Here is a 12,754-nt window from a genome sequence, read left to right on the forward strand (position 1 = left end):
ATCCCCGACAGGGCAATGAGGGCGGCGGCGCTGACGGTGGCGAGGAAGATCTTGTTTTTCATGATGCAATCCAGGGCGAGTGTTGCTTCTGAAGCCAGCGTCCCAGATTTCACGCCCCAATTACTTGACGGCCGTCAAGAATTTGAAGAAAGAACAACGTTCTGATTTTCCATATCTTGCTTATTTTTATCATAATTCCGATAGATTGCCCGTGAGAGTGAGGATGCGGCGAGGGTGTGTGGCTTGCAAAGAGTTGCGAAACTTCACTGTGAAGCAGCGCACGGACGGAACCCCGCAGTTTCCATTATTGTCAACGCGTTCCCGTGCCAATCGGCATCGAAACCCCACGCCGGTTCACACCCGGCCGAGTGGCGCCACATGTGCCGACAGGCGAGCTGGTTCTGCCGTGGGCAGGCTGCGAGGCGGCGCAAGAGGGCGGACGGTGCTGCGGTCCCGGTGCGCACGGATGTGGCCAACCACAGCAGGTCATCCCAGGATTCCTCGGCCAAGTGCAGGCGCGCTGAGCTGCCGATCAATGGTGCAGCAATCCGTAATCGGCCGTGCGGTCAGCCCGCCGCCTCGGCCAGGGTCGTCAGACCGATACTGGCGCGCCCGGGACGACTGGCGCCGACGGCTCGGATGCGGACCTCGTTTCCAGCCGGGGAGGGCGCTTTGTGCGATGGAGGCCGACGCTTACGGGGAAGCCCGGCCACACCAGCTTGCTACCGGGCCCGGCATCGGCCATGATTGGCGCGCCATGATGATCGTCGCCCTCCAGAACCGTCCTCTCTTGCGCGCCGGTTGCGTGCATGCAGGCACGTCCGCCCCGGATCTGGACCGCTAGGCAGCGCCCCGGTCCAGAACTGGGGCTCCACATTCCCGACATCGCCGCAGTTGAGGAAGATCCGCGTGTCATGCGGGCAATCCCTCTGGCTTGTTCTGTTGGCCGCCGCCGCGGCCGACCGCTTCCCAGCCTCGCCATCGAATTTCCGGATCCACGCACGAAAGGATAGAACCATGCCCTCTCCAGACCTGTTTCCGGCTGTCACGCTGTCATCCGACGACTACGCCCGCCTGCTCGTTCTTGCAGCCGCTTCCGCGGCATCGGAACCTGATGTCTCCGACTATCTGGGCGCGGAACTCGAGCGAGCGATGGTGGTACGGTCAGGCGAGGTCATGCCGACCGTGGTTGCGATGAACGCGCGTGTCACCTTTCGCAACGAGGCGACCGGACGGGTCCGGACCGTTACCCTCGTCTATCCATCGGAGGCCGACTTGGCCGCGGGAAGGGTGTCGGTCCTGACGCCGATCGGCGCCGCGCTCATCGGTGTCGCCGAAGGGCACTCGATCTGCTGGTACACGCGTTCGGGGGAGGCCAAGACGCTGACCGTGCTGGAGGTGGAAAAATAAGAGCGCGGTATTCCTCATCGCCGACATGCGGCGAACGAACCGGGGCCAGGGGGGCGGATGCGTCTGGTGCCTCCGGTCTTGGCGCTCTGGACAGCATGTTGCAGCGAGGTTCCGCAAGCCGAAGACATCCCTTTTCAGGTCGCTGCTCACGCGACGCGGGCGGGCTTCGGGCGTCCAAGATCAAGCATGCGGTTAAGGATCTCGACGGCGACCGAGATTTCCGTGCGCTGCGTGGGGTCGGTTTCGGCGGTGCCGCTGAACGCGTCGGCGGCGGCCGGCGGCACGATCCGAATGGCATGATCAGACCGCGACGGCAGAAAAAGGTAGGCCTTCTGCCGTGACGCCCCGAGTCCCACAACCGGCCGCCTCACTGCGACAAGGCCTCACCGAGCCAGGAAAGTCCGTCCTCGCAACAGCACGCTAGTCGGTATCTGATCTCCCCGTAGGCCGGGTGACCTCATCCCATGCTTGGACGGTGAGGTGCTTGGCGATCCGACCATCCCGCAAATCAAGGGTCATCGACGCCATCACATGGCACCCGTCAGGATAGGCGCACTCCTCAACGAAGGCGGCGCGGTCCGCCCCAACCACCTCTCGACCGACGCGATGCGTCATGTTCCGTGAGCAGACATCACGCCAGAACGCCGCAATCGCCTCCTTGCCCGACAACGTCATCGGTGAACTGGGCGGGCGGCTGCGATCGACGATGACCATTTCGGCATCATCAGCGTACAGACCCGCCAGGGTGGCGGCGTCACTGTGTTCAAGGGCCTGTTTCAGGTCATCGAATTTGAAGGACTCGGTTGCGGATGCCGCCATGGCACACCCCTTGAGAATGAGTCGACCCAACCGCGCTAAGATACTCTCCCGTAAGCCGGAAATCCGTAGCGCGGACGGGCGACAGACGCGCGGATGAGGCGCCCCGTCCCGCCCCTTCGAAGCTCTGACCAGACGAATTTGAAGGCGCCGGACCCGATCGACCGGCCGCTGATCTCCAAGCACAAGAATTTGGCGGCATGGTGCCAGCGGTGCCACATCCGCAATGACCGGGAGCATCACCGCCGTCGGTTCCGGCTTACGATCCTCCAGCGGAAGGCGATTGGGGATCTGTTTGAGGGGACATATCGGCGCTGGTGAACCTCATCGGTGGACCTGTAGCGGCAGAATCACTCGACTCCGCGTCGCAGGCGCAAGAGGAGCACACCGTCGAGGCCGAGCGCAGCGCCGTCATCACCGCATGCCCCGCCGATGTGGCTGCCGAGTTCGCCGCGCGTACAAGGAGATGAACGAGGCGGCTGATGGCTACGGTCCTTGGGCTCGCCAGCTTGACCACGAAATTCGAAGCCCCCGGTAATCCTGCTTGTTCTTGCGCAACGATTCCCGGCCGGCCGGCCGGCACTGTCGACTCCGACACCGCTCATGAGCATGCGGCCTCGGTTGGAGACACCATCATGCCCAAAGATCTGCAAGCCTTCATCCACGAGACTCGAAAGGCCACCACCGCGCTGATGCGGAGCATCGCCCACATGACGCTGGACCGGCACGACGACGCAGGTCGCGCCGCCAAGACGGCAATCCATTGATGGCATCTCCCATGATCCACACGAACCGCCGCGCCGCGCTGGCGGGGCTCGCCACCCTGCTGGCCCTTCCCGTTCTCCGCCGCCCCGCCGCAGCTGCCACGGCCCCCCTCCGGCAACTGACTCTGTGGGGGCCACCGGCGGGACCGTCGATCACGCTGGTCCATGCCATCGCCTCCGGCCTTCTCCGCCCGGTTGCCGACAAGGTGGTGTTCAAGGCGTGGCGCACGCCCGACGAGTTGCGCGCCGGACTGACCTCCGGCACCATGCAGACCTTCGTGCTGCCGACCCAGTCCGCCGCCAACCTGTTCAACAAGGGGCTCGGCGTCCGGCTGGTCAACGTGATGACCAACGGTCTGCTCTATCTGCTGTCCGCCGATCCATCGCTGACTGCGGTGGCCGCGCTGAAAGGCCGGAGCGTCGCGATCCCCTTCCGCAACGACACGCCGGAATACGTGTTCCGGCGCCTCCTGGCGGCGGAGCGGCTGACCGTCGACGGCGATGTCGCCCTTCAATTCACGGGCACGCCGATGGAAGCGATCCAGCTTCTCGTGACCGGACGGGCCGACACCGCCCTGCTGCCCGAGCCGGCAGCCTCCGCCGCCATCCTGCGCGCCGGGATGGCCGGAAAGACGGTGACTCGCGTCCTCGACATCCAGCAAGCCTGGGGCACCGCCACCGGGTTGGCGACCGTGCTCCCGCAGGCCGGCCTCGGCGTTTCCGGCGCCTTTCTGGCGGAGCACCCCGCTACCGTCGAGACGCTGCACGACGCGCTGGCCAAGGCGACCGCTTCGGTCAACGCCGACCCGGCACGGGCCGCCAACGACGCGGCAGCGCCGCTCGGCCTGCCCTGGCCGGTCATCGAGCAGGCGATTCCCCATTCCAATCTGGTCGCCCAACGCGCCAGCGCCGTCCGCGAACCAATGGAGGCCGTCTTCCGCGCCCTGGCGGAGTTCGACCCGAAGATCATCGGCGGGGCGCTGCCGTCGGCGGACTTTTATCTGTGAGGTGCGGCATGACGACGGCGCGCGCCGACGCGGTTCTCGACCGGCTGGGCCGGGTCGGGCAATTCCTGTGGTCGGGCTGGGCCGGGCTGGCCGGGCTGGCCCTGTTCGCGGCGCTTTGGCAGGCGGGGCATGAGCGCTACGGTGACTTCATCCTGCCGGCCCCGCTGGCGACCCTGGCCGCCGGACTGACCATCGCTGCCGATCCCGCCGCCTGGGAGCTGGCCGGACAGACCACGCTGCGCGCGGTCGAGGGCTTCGCGCTGGCCGCCTTCGCCGGGGCGGCGGGCGGGCTGGCCGCCGGCTATTCGCCGGCGACGATGCGGCTGGCCCGCCCGATCCTGACTGTCCTGCTGGGGGTCCCGCCCATCGCCTGGATCGTGCTGGCGATGATCTGGTTCGGCTCCACCGACGGCACGATCATCACAACGGTGCTGGTCGCCGCGACCCCGGTGGTCTTCGTCGGCGTCGCCGAGGGCGCCGTCACCCGCGACCGCGGGCTGGACGACATGGCCCGCGCCTTCGGCGCCGGACCGCTCGCCCGGCTGACCACGCTCGGGCTGCGCCACGTCGCCGCCTTCCTGTTCCCGGCGCTGACCGTGGCGCTGGGGTCGGCCTTCAAGGTGGCGGTGATGGCCGAGCTTCTCGCCAACACCGGGGGCATCGGCGGCGCGCTGGCCGCCGCCCGCGCCAACCTCGACGTGGCCGAGGCGCTGGCCTGGGTGCTGATCGCGGTGACCGGGCTGATCGTGGTCGAGTACACGCTGGTCCACCCCATCCGGTCCGAGTTCGAACGCTGGCGCAACGCCGCGCGCCCCTGGGGTGTCAAGCGCTGACCGCCAAGGCGGCGCCAGCGGGAAAAATCGATCGTGCACGCTGCTTTTCCGCCTCGAACTTGACCGCGGACAAACAGCCCGCCCGAAAGGCCGATAAAATGCGAACGACAATCATTTGCATTTAAGCCCGAGACATCGGCTTTTCCGGGGAAACGAGCACCATGACGACACGGGGACAGGCCGGCCAAGCGGCGTTCCGAACAGCGCGAGCGGACACCGCCAACCGCGCGCCCATCCTTCTGGCCGGACTGGCCCTGGCCTCTCTGGGCGCCGCGGCCTCGCCGCCGGCCCACGCGCAGTCGGCGGCGCCGGGAGCCGCCGTCGTCCTCGCACCCGTCATGGTCGAGGGGCAGGCCGACAGCGCCGAGGCGACCGCCCGCCGCCGTCTGGAGGCGATCCCCGGCGGCACCGCCCTGGTGGCGGAGGAGGATCTGGCCGGCAAGGCGAACGTCACCGTGTCCGACGCGCTGTCCGGGGTGCCGGGCGTGGTGGTGCAGAACTTCTTCGGCGGCAACGACCAGCCGCGCATCCAGATCCGCGGTTCCGGGCTCCAGCAGAATCCGGTGGAGCGCGGCATCCTGGCCCTGCAGAACGGCCTGCCGCTGAACCGGGCCGACGGTTCCTACATCGTCGGGCTGGCCAACCCGCGGCAGGCGGAATTCACCGAGATCTACCGCGGCTACACCGCCAACCGGCTGGGCGCCAGCATGCTGGGCGGGGCGATCAACTTCATCTCCCCCACCGGCTCCTCCGCGCCGGGCTACCGGCTGGGCGTCGAGGGCGGCAGCTTCGGCCAGTTCAACACGAGCCTGCAGGCCGGCGGCAGCGCCGGAAATCTCGACGGGCTGGTCCAGGTCCAGCGCAGCCAGCGCGACGGCTATCGCGACTACAACAGCTCCGAGCGCACCGGCTTCGACGCCAATGTGGGCGCCGTGCTGTCCGACAATGTCACCACCCGCTTCTTCGCTGGCTACACCGACCTGTCCTTCGACGTGGCCGGCCCGCTGACCCGCCAGCTTCTGGAATCGAACCCCAAGGCGGTCTACACCGGCCCCCGCGTGGTCAACGGCGTCGCCACCAATCCGGGACCGAACGTCGTCCGCGACCGGCCCGAGCGCGAGGCCAAGCAGTTCCGCGCCGGCAACCGGACGACGGCGACCTTCGGGGCGCACCTGCTGGACGTGGCGCTGGGCTACACCCACACGGACGACACGTTCCGCTTCCCGATCTCCTCGGGCGTCCGCAAGACGGAGGGCGGCGACGTCACCGCCGTCGCGCGCTACGCCTACAGCCCCGACGCGAGCCAGCCCCTGCCGCTGTTCGAGACGACCCTGCGCTACGTCGTCGGCTCGGCGGACCGCGAGGACTACCTGAACAACGCCGGCAGCCAGGGCGCCCTGTTCGGACGCAGCACACTGGACGCCTCCACCCTGGCGCTCCACGGCGGCCTGAACCTGCCGCTCGGCAACGCGGTCACCCTGTCCCCGGCGGTCACCGTCACCCACGCCACGCGCGAGAACGACGACACCTTCGGCGCGGCGCGGCGGCCGACCATCGCCTTCAACCCGGCCAACCCGCGGGTGGCGCTGCCCGCCGGCTCGATCCCCGCCGGCGACACCAGCTACGACCGCAGCTACACCGGATTCAGCCCGAGCCTCGGCCTGACCTGGAAGCCGCTGGAGGACCACACCCTCTACGCCGCCGTCAGCCGGAGCTTCGAACCGCCCACCCACGACGACCTGATCGCCACCGTCAACGGCACGCCAAACAGTAGCGCCGGGCGCCCGAACCCGGCCCAGCCCGGCCTCGTCTCCACTGCCTACCGCACGCCGGACCTCAAGGCGCAGACGGCGACCACCGTCGAGGCGGGCTGGCGCGGCCACTTCGGGGTCGTCGCGGTCGATGCCGGGACCTATTACTCCTGGGTCAGGAACGAGCTGTTGAGCCTGCGCGACGCCACCGGGGCCTCGCTCGGCGCAGTGAACGCCGACCGGACGCGGCATTTCGGCGTCGATCTGGGGCTGTCGGCCTTCCTCACCGACCGGCTGAGCGGGCGGATCGCCTACACCTTCCAGGATTTCCGGTTCCAGGACGACCCAGTGCGCGGCGACAACCGGCTGGCCGGCGCGCCGCGCCACGTCATCAACGCCTCGGCGCGCTACGACATCACGACGGCGCTGTCGGTGGGGGCCGAGGTGGACTGGTATCCCGGCAGGACCCCAGTGGACAACATGAACAGCGTCTACACGGACAGCTACGCCACCGTCGACCTGCGCAGCACCTACGCCATCAACGAGCGTGTCAGCGTCTATGGCGAGGCGCGCAACATCTTCGACGCGACCTACGCCTCCTCGACCCTGATCGTCGATCAGGCGTCGCCCACCCAGGCGGTCTATCTGCCGGGCGACGGGCGAGCCTTCTACGCCGGCCTGAAGGTCAGCTTCTGACATCCGACATCTGAAAGGCATCCTGCCATGACCCGCGAAACGACGGGCACCGCCCCCTCTCTGACGCTGTCCGGCATCGGCCACGCCTATCTCGGCCGCACGGTCCTCGACGCCGTGGACCTGTCGCTGGCCGCGGGCGAGGTGGCGGCGCTCGTCGGCCCCTCGGGCTGCGGCAAAAGCACGCTGGCGCACATCGCCGCCGGGGTGGTCGAGCCGTCACGGGGCCGCGTCGCGCGGCGCTACCGCCGCCACGGCATGGTGTTCCAGGACCCGCGCCTGCTGCCCTGGGCGACGGCGCGGGCCAACATCGCCTACCCGTTGCGCCTGCTCGGTCTGCCCCGCCGCGAACGGCGGGAGCGAGCGGAGGAGGCCGCGCGTCGTGTGGCGCTCGACCGCGCCGACCTCGACAAGTTCCCCGTCGAGCTGTCGGGCGGCATGCGCCAGCGTGCCGCCATCGCGCGGGCGCTGGCGATCGACCCCGACTTCGTCTATTTCGACGAGCCTTTCACCGCGCTCGACGTCGCCCTGAAGCGCCGCATGCAGGATTTGGTGATCGAGGCCGCGCGTGGGGCGCGGTTCGGCGCCCTGTTCATCACCCATGACCTGATGGAGGCGGTGCGCATCGCCCACCGGGTCGTGGTCATGGACGCGCAGGGGCGCGGCATCGCCGGCACGCGCGCCGTTCCCAGCGAACCGGGCGCGCGCGACGACGGCACCGTCTACCGGCTGGTCGCCGGGTTCCTGTCCGACGACCCGCTGTTCCGCCACATCCACGACATCGACGAAAGGCGGACGCAATGACGGACGCGACCCGAGCCGGCCGCGCGCCGACCCTCGCCGGCATCCTCGGCGACGAGGGGCTGCGGCTGTTCTTTCCGTTGTCGGCCCTGCACGCCGCGCTGTGGCCGCTGCTGTGGGCGGTGGTCAACGGCTTCGCCCTGCCGTTCGACGGCGCGATCCCGCCGGGGCTGTGGCACGCGCACGAGATGCTGTTCGGCTCCTTCGGCGCGGCGGTGATCGGCTTTATCACCACGGCGATCCCGGAATGGACCGACAGCCGGCGGCTTCAGGGACGCGCCCTCTTCGCGCTGGCGGCGCTGTGGGGAATCGGGCGGGTCGCCGGGTTGTCCGGCGCCGACGGGGCGGCCATCATCGCCGCGCTGGCCGACACGGCGTGGCTTGCCGTCCTGCCCGTCTACGTCGCGGCGGTGTCCTGGCGCAAGCGCACGAGCCGGCTGATCGGCGTCCTGCTCTGGCTGAGCGCGCTGGCGGTGTCGGGTGCCGCGGTCCACGCCGCGTTTGTCATCGGCGATGTGGAGCGGGCGCAGGCCGGGCTGCACGCCGCCGGGCTGGTGCTGCTCGGGCTGCTCGGACTCGTTCTGGCGCGCATTTCGGTGCCCGTCACGAATCTCGTGCTCGACCCCAGCCAGGGCAGTTCGCCCTACCGGCCCCATCCGGGACGCCTCAACTTGGCGCCCGGTCTGGTCGCCATCGCCCTGGCCGAGGAGGTCGCCGGGCTGTCGCCCGCGGTGAGCGCCTATCTCTTCATCGCCGCCGGGGCGGCCTTCCTCGACCGGGTCGCCGAATCCTTCATCGGTCGCCCCGTCTTCCGCGCGGAGATCCTGGCCCTGGCCGGGTCGAGCCTGATGGCGGGCGCCGGTCTGCTGCTGATCGGCGCCTCCCGGCTTGGGGCGGGCTTTCCTGAAACATCGGCGCTGCACATGGCGCTGATGGGCGGGCTGGGCCTCGGCGTGCTGGCGGTCTTCGCCATCGCCGGGCTGTTCCACACCGGCCGGACCTTTCCTCTTCCTGCGACGGCGCGGCTGGCGTTTCCATTGCTGGCGGGCGCGGTGGCCCTGCGGGTCCTGCCGGAACTGGGCGTCCTGCCGGTGCCGCCCGGACCACCCCACGCTCTGGCGGCGCTGCTCTGGGCAGCAGCCTTCCTGCTCTGGCTCAAGGTCTATTGGCCCTTCCTGTCGCGGCCCCGCGCGGAGGAGGCGGAGGTGTGTTGATCTGCGGCAAGACTGGCAAACCCCACTGGCGCCTCCCGATGAAACCCATGCTCCATACCGGTTCCGGCTGCGACTCCTTCCTCCTGTTCACGGCATTCTGTGCCGCGACGCTGGTCGCCGTGTGGGTGCCATGGTTCCTTGGCCTCATCGGCCTGGAAATGGCGTTCTCCCCCTCCTCCTGGCACGCACACGAACTGCTGTTCGGTTTCATGCCGGTCATTGTCGGAGGCCTCCTGTTGACGGCAGCGGGGAACCGGACCGGGCGTCGACCCTTGGCCGCTTGGCCGCTGGCCGCGCTGATCGCCATCTGGTTCGTCGGGCGGCTGGGCATGGCCGGATCGGCGGCGCTGGAGCCGCTGGCCGTTGCACTGCTTGCCTTGCTGTTCCCTGTGACCCTTTTAGCGGTGGCCGGACGGAAATGCGTTCCGACGGAAAACGGCCGCAACCTGACGATCCTCACCGTCCTTGCCGTCCTGGTCGGCGCGCAGAGCCTGTTCCATTGGGAGCAGTGGCGCTTCGGGCGAAGCGTCCACGGCACGAGCCTCGCGGTGGCAGTGCTCCTGACCTGGACCATGTTGGGGGGCGGGATCATTCCGCGCCTCGCCGGAAACTGGCGGAAGGCGTGTGTCGCTTCCCCTCGGCACGTACGCTCCACCCTTATCAACAGGGTGGCGATGGGGCTCGGCCTGCTGGCCCTGGCAACCTGGATCTTGCGGGAAGATGGTGTATTGGACGAACGTCTCACCGGCGCCTTGCTGCTGGCCGCCGGTCTCACGCAGGCGGTGCGGCTCGCACGGTGGCGGCCGCACCGTGCGCCGTCCGGGCTGTCCGTGTTCGTCCTGCACGTTGCTCACACCTTCATCCCGGCCGGGTTTTTGCTGGCGGCCTGGGCCTCCCTGGGCGGCGACACCGCCTTCAACACTGCGGCACTCCATGCCTGGACCACGGGCGCCGTCGGCAGCATGACGCTGGCGGTGATGATAACTCTGTCCGCTCCGGCCCATACCAGGCATGCGCTCACCGCCTCCCGGCTGACGACCGGCATCCACCTCGCCGTGGCTGCGGCAGCCTGCGCACGGATCGCGGCCTCACTCGACCCGCAGCACACGATGTTGCTGATTCCGCTGGCGGGTGCCTTGTGGATCGCCGCTTTCCTGATGTTCGCGCTGGTCTATGGGCGGAATTCCGCATGATGTCCGGACAGGGTTGGGCGGTCATGGAGGCGGGGGCAGCCTGGTGGCGCCCATGGCCGCACCGGACCTCGGCTGGAAGCTGCCGGTTGGCAGCGGCCCGGCCGCTTTCCGGCCGCCTACGCCACGCGTAGTACCCACTGGCGGACACCCCGAGCACCGTGCACATGAGCCGGACGGGGAACTCGTCCCGGTGGTCCTCGACGAAACGGAACCTCATCTCGGCGCTTCCGAGAAGATGCTGCTTTGCGTCAGAGCCGAGAGTGTTTCCATAGTTTCGCTATCTTTTGCTCTAACATTTATAAAATATTTTCTTGATATTCGACAAAATAAGGAAGCGCCAAATTTCTTTTGAAGATTTGCTCTGAATCAATGATCGCGCCTCTGGTCTTTTCTACGCTTTCAACAAAGAGAATAAGAACTGCACAGCATGGGGGGCGCCACATGTTCCAGGTGCGCATACACGGTCGTGGTGGACAGGGTGCGGTAACGGCCGCCGAAATGCTCGCCGTCGCCGCGTTCAAGGAAGGGCGTCACGCCCAGGCCTTCCCCAGCTTCGGGTCTGAGCGGACGGGCGCCCCGGTTGTTTCCTTCTGTCGAATCGCCGATGCGGAGATCCGCACCCGCGAGCCGATCTCCTCGCCAGACGCGCTGATCGTGCTGGACCCCACGCTTTTCCATTCCATGGACGTCTTTCAGGGGCTACCGGAAACGGGCTACGTGCTGATCAACTCCTCACGCAGCTTTGAGGAGTTGCACATCGCCGATTTCATGAAGCGCTTTCCATCCGGTCATGCGCGTTGCGTTCCGGCGACCGACTTGGCCCGCCAGCATGTTGGCCGCCCGGTGCCCAACGCCGCCCTCCTGGGCGGCTTCGGCGCCATCACTGGCCAAATCCGCATCGAATCTGTGCTGGCCGCCATCCGCGACACCTTTTCCGGTGCCGTCGGAGAGGCAAACGCCAAGGCGGCCGTCGCCGCCTACCAACACTGCCTCGCCTGATCCGGGAGGACTTGCCATGCTGAAGCAGATTGAAGGCAGTCGGGCGATGGCCGAGGCAATCGGGCTCTGCCGTCCCGAAGTCATCTGCGCTTACCCCATCACGCCGCAAACCCACATCGTCGAGGGGCTGAGCGAGATGGTACGCGATGGGCATCTGACCGATTGCGAGTTCATCAATGTCGAATCTGAATTCGCGGCGCTGTCGGTCGCCATCGGCGCCTCCGCGGCGGGCGCGCGCGCCTACACCGCCACCTCCAGCCAGGGTCTGTTGTTCATGATGGAGGCGGTCTACAACGCCTCCGGATTGGGTCTGCCGATCGTGATGACACTGGGCAACCGGGCCATCGGCGCGCCGATCAACATCTGGAACGACCATTCCGACGCCATGTCGGTGCGCGACGCCGGTTGGATCATGCTGTTCGCAGAGACCAACCAAGAGGCCGTGGACCTGCACATCCAGGCGTTCAGGCTGGCGGAGGAGCTGTCCTGTCCGGTGATGGTCAACGTCGATGGCTTCATCCTGACCCACGCCGTCGAGCGCGTCGACGTTCCGGGTCAGGAGTGGGTGGACGCCTTTCTGCCGCCCTTCGACCCGGTGCAGGTGATCGACCCCACTGACCCCATTTCCATCGGTGCGATGGTCGGGCCGGACGCTTTCATGGAGGTGCGCTACCTCGCTCACCACAAGCAGATGCGGGCCCTCGACCTCATCCCCGCGCTGGCGGCCGAGTTCAAGCAGGTGTTCGGGCGCGAGTCCGGTGGGCTCGTGCGCCCTTACCGCACCGAGGGCGCCGAGACGATCGTCGTCGCCATGGGCTCGGTGATCGGCACGGTCAAGGACATGGTGGACGCGATGCGCGCCGATGGCCACGAGGTGGGAGCTCTGTCGATCTGCTCCTTCCGTCCCTTCCCGCTGGAGGCGGTTCGGGCGGCCCTGTACGAAGCCCACCGCGTCGTGGTGCTGGAGAAGGCTTTGGCCGTGGGCATGGGCGGCATCCTCGCCAGCCACGTCCGCATGGCGCTGCGTGGGCATCGCATGCGCGTCTACACGCTCATCGCCGGTCTGGGCGGGCGGCCCATCACCCAGGCGTCGCTCACCCGCTTCATGGAGATGGTCGAGGGAGAACCGCATGCGGACGTCCATTTCCTCGACCTCAAGCATGATGTGATCGAAGCCGAACTGGCCCGCGCCGCCGAGACGCGCCGCGCCGGTCCCATCGCCGAGAACGTGCTGCGCCGGGTCATCCCCGGCGGCGTGCTGTAGGGGAGGACG

Annotated in this window: 12 protein-coding genes and 2 pseudogenes; 10 read left to right on the top strand and 4 right to left on the bottom strand. The window is 68.0% G+C overall.

Going from position 1 to position 12,754, the window contains the following annotated elements; translation table 11 throughout:
• Positions 1 to 389 precede the first annotated feature (389 nt).
• Positions 390 to 497 (bottom strand): annotated as a pseudogene (locus FHW79_RS33015) (Tn3 family transposase); the annotation flags it as partial.
• A 520-nt stretch (positions 498 to 1,017) separates the two neighbouring features.
• On the opposite strand from FHW79_RS33015, the gene rnk reads away from it, so the two are divergent.
• Positions 1,018 to 1,410 (top strand): nucleoside diphosphate kinase regulator, encoded by a 393-nt coding sequence (gene rnk, locus FHW79_RS29200; protein WP_183182176.1) that lies wholly within the window; start codon positions 1,018 to 1,020, stop codon positions 1,408 to 1,410.
• A 146-nt stretch (positions 1,411 to 1,556) separates the two neighbouring features.
• On the opposite strand, the gene FHW79_RS29205 is transcribed toward rnk, so the two are convergent.
• Together FHW79_RS29205 and FHW79_RS29210 are read right to left on the bottom strand one after the other, a co-directional pair.
• Positions 1,557 to 1,766 carry a hypothetical protein gene (locus FHW79_RS29205; RefSeq protein ID WP_183182177.1) on the bottom strand — a complete coding sequence of 70 codons (210 nt, stop codon included), beginning with the start codon at positions 1,764 to 1,766 and terminating at the stop codon, positions 1,557 to 1,559.
• A gap of 64 nt (positions 1,767 to 1,830) precedes the next feature.
• On the bottom strand, positions 1,831 to 2,229 hold the full coding sequence (locus FHW79_RS29210) for a nuclear transport factor 2 family protein (RefSeq protein WP_183182178.1): 399 nt from the start codon (positions 2,227 to 2,229) through the stop codon (positions 1,831 to 1,833).
• Positions 2,230 to 2,861: 632 nt separating this feature from the next.
• On the opposite strand from FHW79_RS29210, the gene FHW79_RS33415 reads away from it, so the two are divergent.
• The 7 genes from FHW79_RS33415 (at position 2,862) to FHW79_RS29240 (ending at position 10,482) form a co-directional block, all read left to right on the top strand.
• Positions 2,862 to 2,993 carry a hypothetical protein gene (locus tag FHW79_RS33415; protein WP_282184044.1) on the top strand — a complete coding sequence of 44 codons (132 nt, stop codon included), beginning with the start codon at positions 2,862 to 2,864 and terminating at the stop codon, positions 2,991 to 2,993.
• Between the two features lie 11 nt (positions 2,994 to 3,004).
• Entirely contained in the window at positions 3,005 to 3,997 is a 993-nt protein-coding gene (locus tag FHW79_RS29215) for an ABC transporter substrate-binding protein (RefSeq protein ID WP_183182179.1), read from the top strand.
• An 8-nt stretch (positions 3,998 to 4,005) separates the two neighbouring features.
• Positions 4,006 to 4,830, top strand: a complete 825-nt coding sequence (locus tag FHW79_RS29220) for an ABC transporter permease subunit (RefSeq protein ID WP_183182180.1) — start codon at positions 4,006 to 4,008, stop codon at positions 4,828 to 4,830.
• Between the two features lie 161 nt (positions 4,831 to 4,991).
• Entirely contained in the window at positions 4,992 to 7,277 is a 2,286-nt protein-coding gene (locus FHW79_RS29225) for a TonB-dependent receptor (RefSeq protein WP_183182181.1), read from the top strand.
• Positions 7,278 to 7,304: 27 nt separating this feature from the next.
• On the top strand, positions 7,305 to 8,078 hold the full coding sequence (locus FHW79_RS29230; RefSeq protein WP_183182182.1) for an ATP-binding cassette domain-containing protein: 774 nt from the start codon (positions 7,305 to 7,307) through the stop codon (positions 8,076 to 8,078).
• Positions 8,075 to 9,289, top strand: coding sequence for an NnrS family protein (locus FHW79_RS29235; protein WP_183182183.1), 1,215 nt, complete (start codon positions 8,075 to 8,077; stop codon positions 9,287 to 9,289). Before FHW79_RS29230 ends, FHW79_RS29235 begins: the two co-directional genes overlap by 4 nt.
• A gap of 47 nt (positions 9,290 to 9,336) precedes the next feature.
• The gene (locus FHW79_RS29240) at positions 9,337 to 10,482 is read left to right on the top strand and encodes an NnrS family protein (protein WP_247884667.1); all 1,146 of its coding nucleotides are present in this window, start codon (positions 9,337 to 9,339) and stop codon (positions 10,480 to 10,482) included.
• Positions 10,483 to 10,558: 76 nt separating this feature from the next.
• Here FHW79_RS29240 and FHW79_RS33020 read toward each other — a convergent pair.
• Positions 10,559 to 10,699 (bottom strand): annotated as a pseudogene (locus FHW79_RS33020) (IS3 family transposase); the annotation flags it as partial.
• A gap of 224 nt (positions 10,700 to 10,923) precedes the next feature.
• On the opposite strand from FHW79_RS33020, the gene FHW79_RS29250 reads away from it, so the two are divergent.
• Both FHW79_RS29250 and FHW79_RS29255 read left to right on the top strand, forming a co-directional pair.
• Positions 10,924 to 11,481 carry a 2-oxoacid:acceptor oxidoreductase family protein gene (locus FHW79_RS29250; RefSeq protein ID WP_183182186.1) on the top strand — a complete coding sequence of 186 codons (558 nt, stop codon included), beginning with the start codon at positions 10,924 to 10,926 and terminating at the stop codon, positions 11,479 to 11,481.
• Positions 11,482 to 11,497: 16 nt separating this feature from the next.
• On the top strand, positions 11,498 to 12,745 hold the full coding sequence (locus FHW79_RS29255) for a pyruvate ferredoxin oxidoreductase (protein ID WP_183182187.1): 1,248 nt from the start codon (positions 11,498 to 11,500) through the stop codon (positions 12,743 to 12,745).
• Positions 12,746 to 12,754 lie beyond the last annotated feature (9 nt).

Origin of the sequence: Azospirillum sp. OGB3 (assembly GCF_014192915.1) — a bacterium.
In the GTDB taxonomy this organism is placed as follows: Bacteria; Pseudomonadota; Alphaproteobacteria; order Azospirillales; family Azospirillaceae; genus Azospirillum.